This is a genomic window from Cellulomonas sp. Y8, from assembly GCF_008033115.1.
Lineage (GTDB): Bacteria > Actinomycetota > Actinomycetes > Actinomycetales > Cellulomonadaceae > Cellulomonas.
The window spans coordinates 2330097-2346501 of the sequence record NZ_CP041203.1; the positions used below are offsets into that span (position 1 = coordinate 2330097).

Annotated in this window: 13 protein-coding genes and 1 pseudogene; 8 read left to right on the forward strand and 6 right to left on the reverse strand. The window is 77.0% G+C overall.

The features are described from left to right. Positions 1–209: 209 nt before the first annotated feature. From pdhA to FKM96_RS10610, 3 genes and pseudogenes are all read left to right on the forward strand, one after another. A pseudogene (gene pdhA, locus FKM96_RS10600) lies at positions 210–1341 on the forward strand (pyruvate dehydrogenase (acetyl-transferring) E1 component subunit alpha). 11 nt (positions 1342–1352) lie between these two features. Then, positions 1353–2330 carry an alpha-ketoacid dehydrogenase subunit beta gene (locus tag FKM96_RS10605; RefSeq protein ID WP_210417441.1) on the forward strand — a complete coding sequence of 326 codons (978 nt, stop codon included), beginning with the start codon at positions 1353–1355 and terminating at the stop codon, positions 2328–2330. A gap of 78 nt (positions 2331–2408) precedes the next feature. Continuing rightward, positions 2409–3962: a dihydrolipoamide acetyltransferase family protein gene (locus FKM96_RS10610; protein WP_147795201.1), complete on the forward strand. Its 1554-nt coding sequence runs from the start codon at positions 2409–2411 to the stop codon at positions 3960–3962. A gap of 152 nt (positions 3963–4114) precedes the next feature. On the opposite strand, the gene FKM96_RS10615 is transcribed toward FKM96_RS10610, so the two are convergent. The 4 genes from FKM96_RS10615 to FKM96_RS10630 all read right to left on the reverse strand — a co-directional run bounded on the left by FKM96_RS10615 (position 4115) and on the right by FKM96_RS10630 (position 6774). Next, entirely contained in the window at positions 4115–4591 is a 477-nt protein-coding gene (locus tag FKM96_RS10615) for a PPOX class F420-dependent oxidoreductase (RefSeq protein ID WP_147795202.1), read from the reverse strand. 74 nt (positions 4592–4665) lie between these two features. After that, on the reverse strand, positions 4666–5592 hold the full coding sequence (locus FKM96_RS10620) for a DUF2207 domain-containing protein (RefSeq protein ID WP_147795203.1): 927 nt from the start codon (positions 5590–5592) through the stop codon (positions 4666–4668). 79 nt (positions 5593–5671) lie between these two features. Next, the gene (locus FKM96_RS10625) at positions 5672–6079 is read right to left on the reverse strand and encodes an NUDIX domain-containing protein (protein ID WP_168216951.1); all 408 of its coding nucleotides are present in this window, start codon (positions 6077–6079) and stop codon (positions 5672–5674) included. A 5-nt stretch (positions 6080–6084) separates the two neighbouring features. Next, a complete protein-coding gene (locus tag FKM96_RS10630; protein WP_147795205.1) occupies positions 6085–6774 on the reverse strand; it encodes a RadC family protein in 690 nt (229 codons plus the stop codon). A gap of 222 nt (positions 6775–6996) precedes the next feature. On the opposite strand from FKM96_RS10630, the gene FKM96_RS10635 reads away from it, so the two are divergent. The 3 genes from FKM96_RS10635 to FKM96_RS10645 all read left to right on the forward strand — a co-directional run bounded on the left by FKM96_RS10635 (position 6997) and on the right by FKM96_RS10645 (position 12026). Next, positions 6997–7779, forward strand: a complete 783-nt coding sequence (locus tag FKM96_RS10635; protein WP_168216952.1) for a copper resistance CopC family protein — start codon at positions 6997–6999, stop codon at positions 7777–7779. Next, complete coding sequence (locus tag FKM96_RS10640) at positions 7779–9884, forward strand: cytochrome c oxidase assembly protein (RefSeq protein WP_147795207.1); 2106 nt, start codon at positions 7779–7781, stop codon at positions 9882–9884. The genes FKM96_RS10635 and FKM96_RS10640 overlap by 1 nt, the downstream gene beginning before the upstream one ends. Positions 9885–9980: 96 nt before the next feature. Continuing rightward, on the forward strand, positions 9981–12026 hold the full coding sequence (locus FKM96_RS10645; RefSeq protein ID WP_147797057.1) for an alpha/beta fold hydrolase: 2046 nt from the start codon (positions 9981–9983) through the stop codon (positions 12024–12026). A gap of 58 nt (positions 12027–12084) precedes the next feature. On the opposite strand, the gene FKM96_RS10650 is transcribed toward FKM96_RS10645, so the two are convergent. Continuing rightward, entirely contained in the window at positions 12085–12375 is a 291-nt protein-coding gene (locus FKM96_RS10650) for a hypothetical protein (RefSeq protein WP_147795208.1), read from the reverse strand. Positions 12376–12531: 156 nt separating this feature from the next. On the opposite strand from FKM96_RS10650, the gene FKM96_RS10655 reads away from it, so the two are divergent. Both FKM96_RS10655 and FKM96_RS10660 read left to right on the forward strand, forming a co-directional pair. After that, entirely contained in the window at positions 12532–12762 is a 231-nt protein-coding gene (locus FKM96_RS10655; protein ID WP_147795209.1) for a DUF6458 family protein, read from the forward strand. A 135-nt stretch (positions 12763–12897) separates the two neighbouring features. Beyond that, positions 12898–14946, forward strand: a complete 2049-nt coding sequence (locus FKM96_RS10660; protein ID WP_147795210.1) for an NHL domain-containing thioredoxin family protein — start codon at positions 12898–12900, stop codon at positions 14944–14946. Between the two features lie 130 nt (positions 14947–15076). Here the strand turns inward: FKM96_RS10660 and FKM96_RS10665 are convergent, their stop codons facing one another. Next, a complete protein-coding gene (locus FKM96_RS10665; RefSeq protein WP_246854928.1) occupies positions 15077–16402 on the reverse strand; it encodes a diguanylate cyclase in 1326 nt (441 codons plus the stop codon). Positions 16403–16405 lie beyond the last annotated feature (3 nt).

The following is a 16405-nucleotide window of genomic DNA, read 5'->3' on the forward strand; positions in this document are numbered from 1 at the left end:
CCGTCGCCCCCACCCGGGGCGGCGGGCCGTCGTCGTGCGTGGGGGCGGCAGCGGGTCCACGGTGGGGTTGTCGGGACCCCACAACGGGGGTACGCCCGTCTTGACGGCGCCCGGGGCCCTGGACCTACGGTGGCGTAGCCTACGCTGGCGTAGGTTAGACACGGCCACGGGGAAGCCCGGGGCCACCCCCCAGCCCGAAGGAGAACCGCGTGAGCACCAGCGGTCCGCTCACCGACGACGGCCTGGTCCAGCTGCTCACGCCCGCGGGCGAGCGCGTCGACCACCCCGACTACAGCGCCCGGGTCGCCCACCTCGACGCCGACGCCCTGCGCGGTCTGTACCGCGACATGGTGCTCGTGCGGCGCTTCGACACCGAGGCGACCGCCCTGCAGCGGCAGGGCGAGCTGGGCCTCTGGGCGCAGTGCCTCGGCCAGGAGGCCGCGCAGGTCGGCTCCGGCCGCGCGCTGGCCCCCCAGGACTACGTGTTCCCCTCCTACCGGGAGCACGGCGTCGCGCACACCCGCGGCGGCCTGGACCTCACGCAGCTGCTCCAGCTGTTCCGCGGCGTCGACCACGGCGGCTGGGACCCGGAGGAGTTCAACTTCCACCTGTACACGCTGGTGATCGGGTCGCACACCCTGCACGCCACGGGGTACGCGATGGGCGTCCAGCGCGACGGCGCGGGTCGGCACCGGCGACCCGGAGCGCGACACCGCGGTCGTCACCTACTTCGGCGACGGCGCGACCGCCCAGGGCGACGTGAACGAGGCGCTGGTGTTCGCCGCGGTCAACAACGCCCCGCTGGTGCTGTTCCTTCAGAACAACCAGTGGGCCATCTCCGAGCCCACGACCCGCCAGGCGCGCGTCCCGCTCGCCGCGCGCGGCCCGGGCTTCGGCGTGCCGAGCGTCCGGGTCGACGGCAACGACGTGCTCGCGACCTACGCCGTGACGGCCGAGGCGCTGGAGCGCGCCCGGTCCGGCGGCGGCCCGACCCTGGTCGAGGCGTTCACCTACCGGATGGGCGCGCACACCACCTCCGACGACCCGTCCCGGTACCGGTCGGCGGCGGAGGAGGACTACTGGCGGCAGCGCGACCCGATCGACCGGCTGGAGAAGCACCTCGCCGCGACCGGCGAGCTGTCCGAGGAGTTCCGGGCGGGGCTGGCCGCGGAGGCCGACGCGCTCGGCGAGAAGATCCGGACGTACGTCCGGGCGCTCGGCCGTCCCGCCACCAGCACGATGTTCGACCACGTGTACGCGACCCCGCACTCCGTGGTGGACGCCGAGCGCGCCTGGTTCGAGCGGTACGAGGCCTCGTTCGCGGGAGGGGAGCACCGGTGAGCACGCAGCGGATGACGTTCGCCAAGGCGATCAACACGGGCCTGCGGGCCGCGCTGGAGCGGGACCCGAAGGTCCTGCTCATGGGTGAGGACATCGGCGCCCTCGGCGGCGTGTTCCGGGTGACCGACGGGCTGGCGAAGGACTTCGGCACCGACCGGGTCGTCGACACCCCGCTCGCGGAGTCCGGCATCGTCGGCACCGCGATCGGCCTCGCGCTGCGCGGCTACCGCCCGGTGTGCGAGATCCAGTTCGACGGGTTCATCTTCCCGGCGTTCGACCAGATCACGACCCAGCTGTCGAAGATGCACTACCGGTCCCGCGGCCGGCTGAACCTCCCGGTCGTCATCCGGGTGCCGTTCGGCGGCGGCATCGGCGCGGTCGAGCACCACAGCGAGTCGCCCGAGGTGCTGTTCGCGCACACCGCCGGCCTGCGCGTGGTCAGCCCGTCCGACCCGCAGGACGCGTACACGATGATCCAGCAGGCGGTCGCCTCGCCGGACCCGGTGATGTTCTTCGAGCCCAAGGGCCGGTACTGGGAGAAGGGCGACGTCGACACCGACGCCGACCCGCTCGCCGCCGCCTCCGTCCTGGACGGCGCGCGCGTGCTCCGCCCGGGCACCGACGTCACGCTCGTCGCGCACGGCCCGACCGTCGCCACGGCCCTGCGGGTCGCCGACGCGGCCGCCGCCGAGGGGCGCAGCGTGGAGGTCGTCGACCTGCGCACGATCTCGCCCCTCGACATCACCACGGTCGCCGAGTCGGTGCGGCGCACCGGCCGGTGCGTCGTCGTGCACGAGGCCCCGGTCCTGTACGGCACCGGCGCCGAGGTCGCGGCGCGGGTCACCGAGGAGTGCTTCTACCACCTCGAGGCGCCCGTGCTCCGGGTCGGCGGGTTCCACACCCCGTACCCCGTGGCCAAGCTGGAGCACGAGTACCTGCCCGGGCTCGACCGCGTCCTCGACGCCGTCGACCGCGTGCTCGCCTCCTGACCGCCGGGCGCGCCGCGCCGCCCGCGCGGCCCGCGCCCTCGCCGACAATCGCCCGCACCATCCCGAGGAGCACCGACCGTGCCGTCCTTCCAGCAGTTCCGCCTCCCCGACGCCGGCGAGGGCCTCACCGAGGCCGAGATCGCCGCCTGGCACGTCGCCGTCGGCGACACCGTGGCGATCAACCAGACGATCGTGGAGATCGAGACGGCGAAGTCGCTGGTCGACCTGCCGAGCCCGTACGCGGGCGTGGTGACGCGGCTGCTGGTCGAGGAGGGCACGACGGTCGAGGTCGGCACCCCGATCATCGAGATCGACACCGACCCGACCGGGGACGCCCCCGCGGACCTCGCGCCCGGCGCCGGACCCGAGGTGCCGGTGCACGGGCCGACCTCGGACGCCGACCCGGTGCAGGCGGGGGCCCCGGTGGCGCGGCACGCGTCGGCGCCGGCCGCCGAGGCCGAGGAGCCGGGCGGTGCGGTGCTGGTCGGCTACGGCACCGCGGCCGCGCCGACCGCGCGCCGGGCCCGGTTCACCTCCGCCGAGGGCGACGTCGACGCGGGCGCGGCCGGCCCGGACGCGACCGGCGCGGGTGCCGCCGAGGTCCGGCCCACGACCGCGGGCCCGGGTGCCTCGCGCGGCGCCGCGCCGGCGCCCGCCGCGCCCGCGGCCATGCCCACCGTCCGGCCGGGAGCCGTGCCGACGGGCGAGCCCGCCGCGGTCTCCGGCCGCCGCGCCCTGGCCAAGCCGCCGGTGCGCAAGCTCGCCCGCGACCTCGGCGTGGACCTCGACTCCGTCGTGCCGACCGGCCCGGGCGGGATCGTGACCCGCGAGGACGTGCTCGCCCACCAGGCCGCCGCCGAGGCGCGGGTCCTCGCCACCTACCCCGCCGACGACCAGCCCTGGCTCGCGTCCGGCACGGTGTCGCCCGACGGGCGGCAGACCCGGGTCCCGGTGAAGTCGGTCCGCAAGCGGACGGCGGAGGCGATGGTCACCTCCGCGTTCACCGCGCCGCACGTCACGGTGTTCCAGACCGTCGACGTCACCCGCACGATGAAGCTCGTGCAGCGGCTCCGGCAGGACAAGGAGTTCGCGGACGTCCGGGTCACCCCGCTGCTGATCGCCGCCAAGGCGCTGCTGCTCGCCGTGCGCCGGCACCCGGACGTCAACGCGTCCTGGGACGAGGCCGCGCAGGAGATCGTCTACAAGCACTACGTGAACCTGGGCATCGCCGCGGCGACCCCGCGCGGGCTCGTCGTGCCGAACATCAAGGACGCGCACCGGCTCGGGCTGCACGACCTGGCCGAGGGCCTCGCCGCGCTGACCTCCACGGCGCGCGCGGGCAAGGTCACGCCGCGCGACATGTCCGACGGCACCATCACCATCACCAACGTGGGCGTGTTCGGCATCGACACCGGCACCCCGATCCTCAACCCGGGCGAGGCCGCGATCCTCGCGTTCGGCGCGATCCGTGAGCAGCCCTGGGTGCACAAGGGGAAGATCAAGGTCCGGCACGTCACGCAGCTCGCGCTGAGCGTCGACCACCGCCTCGTGGACGGCGCGCTCGGCTCGATGGTGCTGGCGGACGTCGCGGCGGTCCTCGAGGACCCGGCGCAGGCGCTGGTCTGGGGCTGAGCGGCCGCGAAGCCCGCGCCGAGCGCGGTGGCTCGCGCCGAGCGCGGTAGTCCGAGCCGAGCGCGGTGGCTCCAGCTGCCGCGCTCGGCTCGACCTGCCGCACTCGGCGGGCGGGCGCCACACTCGCCGGGCGCGCCGCGCCCGCCGGCAGCTCAGCCGTCCAGGCGCTCGGCCACCTCGGCCGGGAACCCGCCCGTCGCGACCGGGCCCCAGCGGGTCGGCGTGACCCGGATCAGGCTCTTGCCCTGCACCCGCATGGCGGCGCGGTACTCGTCCCAGTCGGGGTGCTCGCCGGCGATGCACCGGTAGTAGTCGACCAGCGCGTCCTCGGCCTCGGGCATGTGCAGCACCTCGGCGTCGCCGTCGACCTGCACCCAGGCGTCGTCCCAGTCGTCCGAGAGCACGAGCACGGACACGCGCGGGTCGCGCTCGGCGTTCACCGTCTTGGCGCGGCCGGGGTAGGTCGAGATGACGATGCGGCCCTGGTCGTCGACGCCGCCGCTCACCGGGGAGATCTGCGGGCGGCCGTCGCGCCGCGACGTGGCGAGCAGCAGGTGGTGCCGGGTGCGGACGAAGTCCAGCAGCTCGGGCAGGTCGACGGTCGTGTTCGTCGCGACGGAGCGGGCCATGCCCCGACCCTAGGCCGCGACCGGGCGGGCCGCCGGTCCGGCGTCGTGGTTCCGGCGTCGTCGGTCCCGCGTCGTCAGTCCGACGTCGGCACGTACGCGCCGTCGTGCTCGGCGCGGCTGCCGCCGGTGGCCTGGTCCTGCCACGCGTCGCCGGGCTGCTCGTCGTCCGTGCCCTGCTCCGGCCGGTCACCGCCGAGCGCGACGAGGAGCGCGCGCAGCGCCGGCCCCTCGTCGCCGCCGCGCGCCCGCCACGGCCCCAGCTCGCCGAACACGACGGCCCACGGGAGCAGCGGCCCGAGGTCGGCGGGCTCGTCGAGGTCGGCGAACCGCAGCCAGTCCTTGAGGCCGCGCAGGTCGTCGCGGAGGGCCGCGCCGGCGGCGGTCAGCGGCCGGACCACCTCGCGCCGCCGCCCGAGCAGCGCCGGGAACGCCAGCGAGATCACCACGAACCAGGCGCGGGGGTCCTGCACCGCCATCGCGGCGGCGACGACGGCGAGCGCCACGAGCGCCAGCCGCAGCGGCACCCGCTCGGGGCGCCGCGCCGGGCGGTACCGCAGGCCGAGGTCGAGCACGAGCGCGTTGACCGCGGCCTGCACCTCCCGCACCCGGCCCGCGAGCTCGACGTCGTCGGCCCGCAGGTGCGCGCGACTGCCGATGCGGGGCTCGGTGCCGACGAGCGCGGCGACGAACGCGTGCTCGACCGGGTCCAGCGCGCGCGGGTCGACCACCTCGACGCGCGCGGGGTCGGCGGGGTCGAGCCGGAGAGCGCCCCGGCGCACGAGCTCGGCGACCTGCGCGGTGGCGCTGCGCCGACGCCACCGGAGCACGTGCGCGCCGACGAGCACGCTCACCCCGGCGGGCGGGACGGGCTGCCGGGGCGGCCAGGTCGGGCGGCTCGGGTCGACGGGCGGCTGCTCCCGGACGATGCGGACGACCTCGATCGCGAAGCCCACGGCGAGGACGACCAGCGCGGGGCCGAGCATGTCGGGCGACGGTTCCATCGGTCGCAGCCGATCACGTCCGGGTGAACGCGGGGTGTCGGCGTGACGGCGTCCTGGCCGGCTCGGCCGGCCGTGGTCGCTACGCCGCCGTTCCCGCCTCGCGCAGCAGGTCGACGGTGAGCGGCGCGAGCGGCAGCAGCGCGGCCTCGGCCGGCGTCACCCACACCGCCTCGGCGATCTCCGCGGCCGGGACCGCGCCGGTCACCCCGTCCACGGCGAACACGTGCGCCTCGAGGTGGTGGCCGGGCTCGTTCGCGGCGGGGGCGTCCCGGCGGCCGAGGTCCCGGACCCGTGCCGGGTCCACGACGACGGCGAGCTCCTCGCCGATCTCCCGGACCACCGCGGCGCGCGGGTCCTCGCCGGGCTCGATCTTGCCGCCCGCCTGCATGTAGGCGGCGGTGTCCCGCTTGCGGACGAGGAGCCACCGGCCCGCGTCGTCGACGATGACCGCCGCGGCGATCCGGAGGACGGGGTGGGCGTCGGTCACGGCACTCATCCTGCCCCCGGCGCGGGGGTGGCCGCCGCCGACGTCCACACGTCGCCGCGCAGGACGAGGCTGTCGAGCACCCGGACGCCGCAGTGCGCGGCGGCCTCGGCGAGCGCGGCGAATGCCCGGCCGTCGGCGGGGTGCGGGTCCGGGTCCTCCGGGTCGTGCCGGTGCGCGAGCGCGAGCGTGACCCCGCCGCGGCGCAGGGTCTCGGCCAGCACCTCGCGCACCGCGAACGGCTCGTCGTGCGCGGACGCCCCGGGCACGACGACGGCGCCGAGCAGCCGTGCGGCCCGGTCGCCGGCGACCGCCACCACCCGGCCGTCCGCCGGCCCGGCGAGCAGCGGGGCCGCGAGCCGGGCGACGTCGGCCGGGGTGCGGACCGTCGCCCGCCGGTCGGTCGACGTCCCGAACCGGCGGGCCAGCGCGAGGGCGGCGACCACGCGCGTGGCCTTGGCGGGGCCGACGCCGGGGGAACGCAGCAGCGCGGGCGGGTCCGCGTGCGCGAGACCGGCCAGCCCGCCGTGCGCGACCAGCAGGTCGCGGGCGGTGTCGAGGGCGCTGGCTCCGCGCCGCCCCGAGCCGAGCAGCAGCGCGACCAGCTCGACGTCCGACAGCGCGTCGGCGCCCAGGCGCAGCATCCGCTCCCGGGGGCGCTGGTCCGGGTCGAGGTCGGCGAGCATCGGGGTCCGCATCTCCTCGACCCTAGGGGCGGCGCCTCCGCGGCGGTCGGAGTTGTCCACAGGCCCGGCCCGTGCCCGGCCGCGCCCTCCGGTGCGCCGGCCGACCGGCCTCCGGATTCCGGTGCGCCCACCCCCGATCGGCGTGGGCGGCGCCGGGAACCGGAGGCGGGGTCGGCCGGGTGATCCGCGCCACCCGTGGCGCACCGGGCGGCCCGTGCGGGTGATGATGGAGCCGTGATCCCCTCCGAGCGCCCGACCCCCGCCCTCGCCCGCCCCGTCCGCGACGGCGCCCGCGCCCGCGTGGCCGCCGCGCCGGCCCCGGCGCCCCGCGCGCTCGCCGCCGTCGCCGCGCTGCTGCTGGCGCTCGCGGCCGTGCTGCTGACCGCGGGCCGCGCCGACGCGCACAACGCGCTGCTGGGCACCGACCCGGCCGACGGGTCGACCGTGGACGCCCCGCCCGCGCGCATCACGCTGACGTTCGACCAGCCGGCGCAGTCGCTCGGCACCGAGATCGTCGTGCTCGGGCCGGACGGCGGCACCGTGAGCGAGGGGACCGCCGAGCTCGTGGACAACACGGTCTCCCAGGCGCTCGCCGCCGACCTGCCCGCCGGCGCCTACTCCGTCGAGTGGCGGGTCACCTCGGCCGACGGCCACCCGCTGTCCGGCACGCTGGCGTTCACCGCGACGTCCGGGGCCGCGGCCGCGGCCCCGGCGGCGCCCGAGACGATCGAGCCGACCGCCGAGCCGACGACGTCGACCCCGGCCGAGGAGCCGGCGCCCGAGGCCACGGTCTCGGCGACGCTCGCGCCGCAGCAGGAGCTCGCCGAGGACGAGGACGCCGGGGTGGCGGCCGGCGTGGTCGCCGCGATCGTCGTGGCCGTGCTGGCCGCGGGCGCGGTCGCCGTGTTCGTGGTGCGCGAGCGCCGCCGGTCGCACGGCACCGGGTCGCCGGGCGACACCGACGGCACCGACGGCCCGACCGGCACCACCGGCGGGGACGGCCGGGCGGAGGGCTGATGGCCCCCGGCGTCGCCGCACCCGCCGGTCCGCGCCCGGCCCGCAGCCCCCGCACCGCGGACGGCGGTCAGCGGCGCCAGGCCGACTGGCTGCGCATCGCCGCGCTCGCCGTCGCCGCCGTGGCCGCGGTCGTCGCGGGCATCGCGTTCACGGGCGCGGCAGCGCCGACCGCCCTGCGCGACCCCGGTGCCCTCGTGCGCTGGGGCCTGCCGATCGCGTCGACCGGAGCCGAGCTCGCCGCGTCCGCGACCCTCGGCGGCCTCGTGCTGCTGGCGACCGTCCTGGTCCGGCGGGACGAGGCGATCGTGCGCGCGGCGTCCGGGATCACGGCCGTGGCGGCGGCGGTGTGGACGCTCACCGCCGTCGTCGAGCTCGTCCTCACCTACGCGAACGTCGCCGGCCTGTCGCCCACCGACCCCGCGTTCGGCGGCGAGCTCGGCCAGTTCGTGACTCAGTTCGAGCTCGGCCGCGTCCTGCTGACGGTCGCGGTGGTCGCGGCGGTCGTCACGGCGCTCGCCCTCATGACGACGTCCCCGCTCGGCGCCGCGTGGACGGCCCTGCTCGTCGTCGTCGCCCTGTGGCAGTCGGCCCAGACCGGGCACGCCGCGGGCGCCGCGAGCCACGACCTCGCCACGTCGTCGATGTTCCTGCACCTCGTCGGCGCCGCCCTGTGGATCGGGACGCTGCTCGCGCTGTCCCCGCTGGCGCACCGGCTCGGCGCCGACCTCGCGCCCGCCGTCGCCCGGTTCTCCGTCATCGCCGCGTGGTGCTTCGTCGCCGTCGCGGTGTCGGGGGCGGTCAACTCCGTCATCCGCCTCGGCTCGTGGTCGGACTGGACGACCCGGTACGGCGTGCTGCTGCTGGTCAAGATCGCGCTGTTCGGCGTCCTCGGCCTGCTCGGCCTGGCGCACCGGCGCCGCGTGGTCGGCCGGCTGGCCGGCGATGCGCGCGCCCCCGCCACGTGGCTGTTCTGGCGGCTGGTCCTGGTCGAGCTCACGGTCATGGGCGCCGTCTCGGGCGTCGCCGTCGCGCTGGGCTCGTCGCCGCCGCCCGTGCCGGACGACCCGATCACCGACCCGACCCCGGCCGAGATCGTCACCGGCCACCTGCTGCCGCCCGAGCCGACCACGCTGTCCTGGATCACGCAGTGGCGCTGGGACGTGCTGCTCGCGTCCGCGGCCGTCGCCGGGATCGTCGTCTACCTGCGCTGGGTGCTCCGGCTGCGCCGCCGCGGCGACGCCTGGCCGTGGGCCCGCACCGCGTCCTGGGTCGCCGGGATGGTGCTGTTCTTCTGGACCACCTCCGGCGGGCCGGCGATGTACGGGCACGTGCTGTTCAGCGCGCACATGGTCGAGCACATGATCCTGGCGATGGTGATCCCGGTGCTGCTCGCGCTGTCCGCGCCGGTGACCCTGGCGCTGCGCGCGCTGCCGTCCCGGGGCGGCCGCGCCGGCGCCGGGCGCGGTTCCCCGGACGCCTCGCGCGGGCCGCGGGAGTGGCTGCTGGGCCTGGTGCACAGCCGCTGGGGCCGGTTCCTCGCGAACCCGGTCGTCGCCGCGGTGAACTTCGCCGGGTCGATGATCGTCTTCTACTACACCGACGTGTTCCGCTGGGCGCTGACCTCCGAGGTCGGGCACTACGCGATGGTGGTGCACTTCTCGCTCGCCGGGTACCTGTTCGTCAACGCCCTGGTCGGCATCGACCCCGGCCCGAACCGCCCGCCGTACCCGCAGCGGCTGCTGCTGCTGTTCGCGACGATGGCGTTCCACGCGTTCTTCGGCGTCGCCCTCACCACCGGCGACGTGCTGCTGGTGCCGGACTGGTTCGGCCTGCTCGGCCGCGAGTGGGGGCCGTCGGCGATCGTCGACCAGCAGCGCGGCGGCGGCGTGGCCTGGGGCATCGGCGAGCTGCCGACCCTGGCCCTCGCGATCGCCGTGGCGTTCGCCTGGGCGCGGGACGACGAGCGCACCGCGAAGCGCCGGGACCGCAAGGTCGCGCGCGACGGCGACACGGAGATGGACGAGTACAACGCGATGCTCGCGCGGCTGGCGGAGCGGGACGAGGGCGGGGCGCCGAGTTCCCGTGAGGTGCCCCGGGAGCCGTGATAGGACGGCGGGGTGACCGACGCTGCTGACCCCACGCCCGAGACCACGCCCCCGACCCCGTTCCACGACCTCGACGCCTACGTCGCCCTGCCCCGGATGTCCGGGCTGGCGCTGTCCCCGGACGGCACCCGGCTCGTCACCGCGGTGTCGACGCTGGACGCCGAGCGCACCCGGTACGTCACCGCGCTGTGGGAGGTGGACCCCGAGGGCGTCCGCCCCGCCCGACGCCTGACGCGGTCCGCGAAGGGCGAGTCCGCCGCCCGGTTCGCCTCGACGGGCGACCTGCTGTTCACCTCCGCCCGCCCGGACGCCGACGCCGACGCGCCCGACGACGAGCCGCCCGCCGCGCTGTGGCTGCTGCCCGCCGACGGCGCCGAGGCGCGCGTGGTCGCGTCCCGGAGGGCCGGCATCGGCGGCGTCGTGGCCGCGGAGGACGCGCCCGTGGTCGTCGTCCCGTCAAACGTGCTGCCGAGCGCGGCGGACGACGCCGACGACGAGCGGCTGATCGGCGCCCGCAAGGACGCCAAGGTCGCCGCGATCCTGCACTCCTCCTACCCGGTGCGGTACTGGGACCACGACCTGGGCCCCGCGCGGCCGCGGCTGTTCGCGGGCGACCTCACGACCGTCGCCGCGTCCCCCGAGGCCGGGGCCGCCGCGCCGAGGCTCGCGCTGCGCGACCTCGCCCCCGACGCCGGCGCCGCGCTGGAGCACCAGGACGCGGTGCTGTCGCCCGACGGCCGCACGCTGGTGACCTCGTGGGCGAGGCCCGGCGCGCGCGGCACGCTCCGCCAGCAGCTCGTCGCCGTCGACGTCGCCACCGGCACCCGCCGCGTGCTCGTCGACGACCCGACGGCGGACCTCGCCGGTCCGGTCGTGTCGCCCGACTCCCGGCGGGTCGCCTACGTGCGCGAGACGATCACGACGCCGACCGCCGCGCCGCAGGTGCAGCTCTGGGTCGCCGACCTGGACGCCGCCGACCCCGCCCCGCGCCGGGTCGCCGCGGGCTGGGACCGCTGGCCGCACGAGATCGCCTGGACCCGCGACGGCGCGGGCCTGCTCGTCGGCGCCGACCACCTGGGCCGCGGCCCGGTGTTCCACGTCGCGCTCGGCTCGGACGTCGTCACGCAGGTGACCGCCGACGACGCGGTGTTCAGCGACCTCCGGGTCAGCCCGGACGGCGCGACGCTGTACGCCCTGCGCGTGTCCTACGGGGCCCCGTCGCACCCGGTCCGGATCGACCTCGCGGCGGCCCTCTCGACCGGGGAGCCGGTCGAGGCGGTGGCCCTGCCGGCGCCCGCGCCGCTGCCCGCGCTGCCCGGCACGCTCACCGAGGTGTCGACCACCGCCGAGGACGGCGCCGAGGTGCGCGCCTGGCTGGTGCTCCCCGAGGGTGCCTCCGCCGCGTCGCCGGCCCCGCTGCTGCTGTGGATCCACGGCGGCCCGCTGAACTCGTGGAACGCCTGGTCCTGGCGGTGGAACCCGTGGATCATGGCGGCCCGCGGCTACGCCGTCCTGCTGCCGGACCCGGCGCTGTCCACCGGCTACGGCCAGGACTTCGTGCAGCGCGGCTGGGGTGCCTGGGGCGCGGCTCCGTACACCGACCTCATGGCGATCACCGACGCCACCGTCGCGCGCGCGGACGTCGACGAGACCCGCACCGCCGCGATGGGCGGCTCGTTCGGCGGCTACATGGCCAACTGGGTCGCCGGGCACACCGACCGGTTCCGCGCGATCGTGACGCACGCGAGCCTGTGGGCGCTCGACCAGTTCGGCCCGACGACCGACCACTCCTTCTACTGGGAGCGGGAGATGACGCCGGAGATGGCGCTGGCGAACTCCCCGCACCTGTCCGTCGAGAAGATCGTCACCCCGATGCTGGTCGTGCACGGCGACAAGGACTACCGGGTGCCGATCGGCGAGGGCCTGCGGCTCTGGTACGAGCTGCTGTCGAGGTCGGCGCTCGCCGCGGACGAGAACGGCGAGACGCCCCACCGGTTCCTGTACTTCCCGGACGAGAACCACTGGGTGCTCAGCCCGCAGCACGCCAAGGTCTGGTACCAGGTGGTCGACGCGTTCCTCGCGGAGCACGTGCTCGGCCTCACCGGCGAGGAGCTCCCGCCGCTGCCCGAGGTCCTGGGCTGAGACGCGCCGCCCGCGGGCCGCGCCGTCGCCTCGGCGGTGCGGCCCCGGACGGCCCGACTCAGGGCAGCTCGAGCAGGAAGCGCACCGGGGCGAGCAGGGCGCGCCCGATCGTGCGGGCCACCGACGCGCCGCTGTCTCGCGCGGCGACGACGGCCGCGGCCCCTGCCGACGCGGCGCCTGCGACGACGAGCGCCGCCCACGCCCACACGGCGCCGGCCGGCAGCGTCCCGACCAGGTCCAGGACGCCGATCGCGGCGGCGGCCACCATCAGCGCGCCGGCGACCAGCAGCCAGCCGAGGGCGCGGCGGCTCGGCCGGTTGCCCGGGCCGCCGTCGGAGGGATGCGTCACGCAGGCATCGTGGCAGCCGCCGCCCCCGAGCGGGTCCGGTCGCGGCGGACGTCACCCGTCCGGGCCCGCCGCCCGGCGCGCGGAACTGCGGGTCCACCGCCAGACTCGGTCCCGGAGCCCCGGGCACCCCCGCCCGGGCCGGGAAGGAGTCCGACCATGGGCATCGGCGGCGGCATCGCCCTGATCGTCATCGGCGCGATCCTCGCGTTCGGCGTCAGCGACAACATCGCGAACGTGGACCTCACGGTCATCGGCTACATCTGCATGGGCGCGGGCGTGCTCGCGCTGATCCTCGCCCTGGTGCTCAACAGCCAGCGGGCGCACACCTCGCACCGCGAGGAGGTCGTCGAGCGCTACGAGGGCCGCACCCCGCCCCCGGCGGCCTGACCCCGGGAGCCCCCTCGAGTGGAGCGTTCTGCCCGACACGCGCTGGCGTGTCCGGCAGGACGCTCCACTCGTCTCCACTCGACCAGCACGCGGCCCGCGGGACGATCCGCGGGCCGCGTCGTGTTCACTACTCCTGTGACCACCAGCAGCACCCGTCTCCCGAAGGTCCGCGCGTCCGAGCTCGTCGGCCGCGGCTGGCTCAACACCGGCGGCCGGGACGTCGCCCTCGCGGACCTCCGCGGCAAGATCGTCCTCCTCGACTTCTGGACGTTCTGCTGCATCAACTGCCTGCACGTCCTCGACGAGCTCCGCGAGCTCGAGGAGCAGTACCGCGACGTGCTGGTGATCGTGGGGGTGCACTCGCCGAAGTTCGTGCACGAGGCCGACCCGCTCGCGCTGGCCGCCGCCGTCGAGCGGTACGAGGTGCACCACCCCGTGCTGGACGACCCGGAGCTGGTCACCTGGTCCGCGTACACCGCCCGCGCCTGGCCGACCCTCGTCGTCATCGACCCCGAGGGCTACATCGTCGCCCAGATGGCGGGCGAGGGGCACCAGAGCAACGTCGAGCGCCTGGTCCGCGACCTGGTCGCCGAGCACGACGCCAAGGGCACGCTGCACCGCGGCGGCGGCCCGTACGTCCCGCCGGAGCCCACCGCGGGCACCCTGCGGTTCCCCGCGAAGGCGGTCGCGCTGCCGGGCGGCACGCTGCTGGTCGCCGACGCCGGGCACCACTCGCTCGCGGAGCTCGCCGCGGACGGCGAGACCCTGGTCCGGCGGATCGGGTCGGGCGAGCGCGGCCTGGTCGACGGGGGCCCCGACGAGGCGCGGTTCAGCGAGCCCAACGGCCTGACCCTGCTGCCCGAGGACGTCGCGGCCGACGCCGGCTACGACGTGCTGGTCGCGGACACCGTGAACCACGCGCTGCGCGGCGTCCGGCTGTCCGACGGCGCCGTGACCACGGTCGCGGGGACCGGCGTGCAGTACCTGGTCGGCGAGCCGACCGTGCCGTCCCCGCTGCCCGGCCGCACCGACCTGTGGCGGGCCGGCGGTGCGCGCGCCGCCACGTCGGTGCCGCTGTCCTCGCCGTGGGACGTCGTCTGGTCGCCGCAGACCGGGACCGCGCTCGTCGCGATGGCCGGCAACCACCAGCTCTGGGCGTTCGACCCGCGGGACGGCGTGGTCGAGCCCGTCGCCGGCACGATGAACGAGGGCCTGACCGACGGCGACCCGCGCGAGGCGTGGTTCGCCCAGACCTCCGGCACGGCGCTCGCGGCCGACGGCCGGGTGTGGCTGGCGGACTCCGAGGTGTCGGCGCTGAGGTGGATCGACCCGGGCACGCCGGTGGCGGCCCCGGCCGAGGCCGCGCCGGCGACCGGCGGGTTCGCAGGGCTGGTGGGTGCGGGCGCCGCGCTCGCCGCCGCCCGGACCGCGCCGACCGGACCCGCGGACGCCTGGTCCGGTGCAGTGGTCGGCACCGCGGTCGGCGCGGGCCTGTTCGACTTCGGCCACCGGGACGGTGCGGCCGACCAGGCGCTGCTCCAGCACCCGCTCGGCGTGGCGGTGCTGCCCGACGGCTCGGTCGTCGTCGCGGACACCTACAACGGCGCGGTCCGCCGCTGGTCGCCCGCGGCCGGCGGCGACGGACCGGGCGAGGTCAGCACGCTCGCGACCGGGCTGGCCGAGCCGAGCGGCATCGTCGTGCAGGCGGACGCGGAGGCGGGCGGCGTGACGCTGCTCGTCGTCGAGTCGGCGGCGCACCGCCTGACCCGGATCGCGCTCCCGGCGACGCTGGCGGGCGAGGTGCTCGACGCAGGCGCCCACCGGACGCAGCGGCCGGTCACCGACATCGCCCCGGGCGAGCTGGCGCTGGACGTCGTGTTCACGCCGGCCGCCGGGCAGAAGTACGACGACCGGTTCGGGCCGTCGACGATGCTCCGGGTGTCGGCGACCCCGGCGGAGCTGCTGCTCGACGGCGCCGGCGACGACGTGCCGCTGACGCGCACCCTGCGGATCAACCCCGAGGTCGCCGAGGGCGTCCTGCACATCACCGCCCGCGCGGCGAGCTGCGACGCGGACCCGGCGATCGAGTTCCCGGCGTGCCACCTCAACTCGCAGGACTGGGGCGTCCCGGTCCGCGTGGCCGCGGGCGCGCCGGCGGACCTCTCCCTCCCGCTGCACGGCTGACGCGCCGCCCGCGGGCCCGCCCCCCGCGCGCCCGCCGAGTGCACATCCGACACGTCGAGCGACTGTCCGCCGGGTAGGCACTCGACGCGTCGCGTAGGCACTCGACGGGCGGGGTCGGCGCGCGGCGGCGTCAGGAGGCGCCCAGGACCGCCAGCGAGAGCAGGGTCTGGAGCGTGGTCGTGACCGTGCGGTCGTCCGGGAGGGTCGACTCCACCGTGACCGACCACGGCGCCCGGCGGAGCTCCACCTGGCGCACGCCCGACACGTGCAGCGACGCCGTGCCGCCGCGCGCGACGACCACCGGGTCGCCGCCGTCGTGCCGCTGCACGGACCAGCCCGAGCCGCCCATCGCCTCGGTCGCGGCGGAGGCCAGGGCGCACAGCCGGGACAGCGGGGCGGGGCCGGTGGCGGACAGCGCCGTCACCGAGGCGGCCACGGTGCGGCCGAGCACCGCCCCCGGGTCGTCGGCGCGGTACTGCCGGGCCCGGGCCGCGGCGTGGCTGCGCTTGGCGTGGTACTGCGCGGCGTCGGCCCGGCGGAACAGCGACCGCGGCGTCGGCGCCGCCCCGAGCGAGCCGCGCGCCGAGGACGCGATGCCGTAGGACAACGAGGCGCCGAACGGCAGCGCGCTGTCGCCCACCGTCGCGTCCATCACCTGCACGACCGTGGTCCGCGGGATGCCGGAGGTCACGACGCAGAACTCGTCGCCGCCGATCCGGGCGACCGTCGAGCCCGGCAGGCCCCCGCCCGCGCGGCGCAGCACCCCCGCCACGCTCCGGAGCAGCTCGTCGCCGGCGTCGTGGCCGAGCTCGTCGTTCACGCGCTTCAGGCCGTCGACGTCGCACATGACGATGCACGTCTCGTCGCCCGAGTCGATCGCCGCCTGCGCCGCCTCGTCGGCCACCCGGCGCGTGCTGAGGCCGGTCAGCGCGTCGTCGGACACCAGGTGCCGCACCTGCTCCGCGAGGTCGAGCCGCGCGACCTGCGCCCCGAGCAGCGCGCCCAGGACCTCGCCGCGGGCGGCGTCGTCCGGCGTGAAGACGGGCGCGCGCTCGTCGCGCACCGCGCACAGCACGCCCCAGAGGTCGCCGTTGACGACGACGGGCGCGACGAGCGCGGGCCGCGGCCGGGCGGGGTCGTCCCCGGGCGCGGACAGCCACGTCTCGCGCCGCCGCACGAGGGCGCGCACGGCGTCGCCGTCGCGGAGCGCCTCCTCGGCGGCGGGCAGCTCGTCGGTCGGCTCGGCGGCGAGGACGTGCCAGTCGTCCTGCTCGAGGCGGGCGACGGCGGCCACCTCGACGTCGAGCAGGTCGCGGGCGGCGACCACGGCGGCCTCGTGCACCTCGCCGAGCGAGGCCGCGGCCCCGAGGCGGTGCGCGAGCAGGGCGAAGTGCCGGGCGTCGTCCCCGTCACCGCGGGGCGCGCTCGTCCGGGCCGGCGGCGGGGCGTCGGTCACGAG

Bases quoted from the DNA above. Each gene is read 5' to 3' on its own strand.
- FKM96_RS10605 (WP_210417441.1), top strand. From the start codon at position 1,353: ATGACGTTCGCCAAGGCGATCAACACGGGCCTGCGGGCCGCGCTGGAG.
- FKM96_RS10615 (WP_147795202.1), bottom strand. From the start codon at position 4,591: ATGGCCCGCTCCGTCGCGACGAACACGACCGTCGACCTGCCCGAGCTG.
- FKM96_RS10630 (WP_147795205.1), bottom strand. From the start codon at position 6,774: ATGCGGACCCCGATGCTCGCCGACCTCGACCCGGACCAGCGCCCCCGG.
- FKM96_RS10655 (WP_147795209.1), top strand. From the start codon at position 12,532: ATGGGCATCGGCGGCGGCATCGCCCTGATCGTCATCGGCGCGATCCTC.
- FKM96_RS10640 (WP_147795207.1), top strand. From the start codon at position 7,779: ATGGCCCCCGGCGTCGCCGCACCCGCCGGTCCGCGCCCGGCCCGCAGC.
- FKM96_RS10620 (WP_147795203.1), bottom strand. From the start codon at position 5,592: ATGGAACCGTCGCCCGACATGCTCGGCCCCGCGCTGGTCGTCCTCGCC.
- FKM96_RS10645 (WP_147797057.1), top strand. From the start codon at position 9,981: ATGTCCGGGCTGGCGCTGTCCCCGGACGGCACCCGGCTCGTCACCGCG.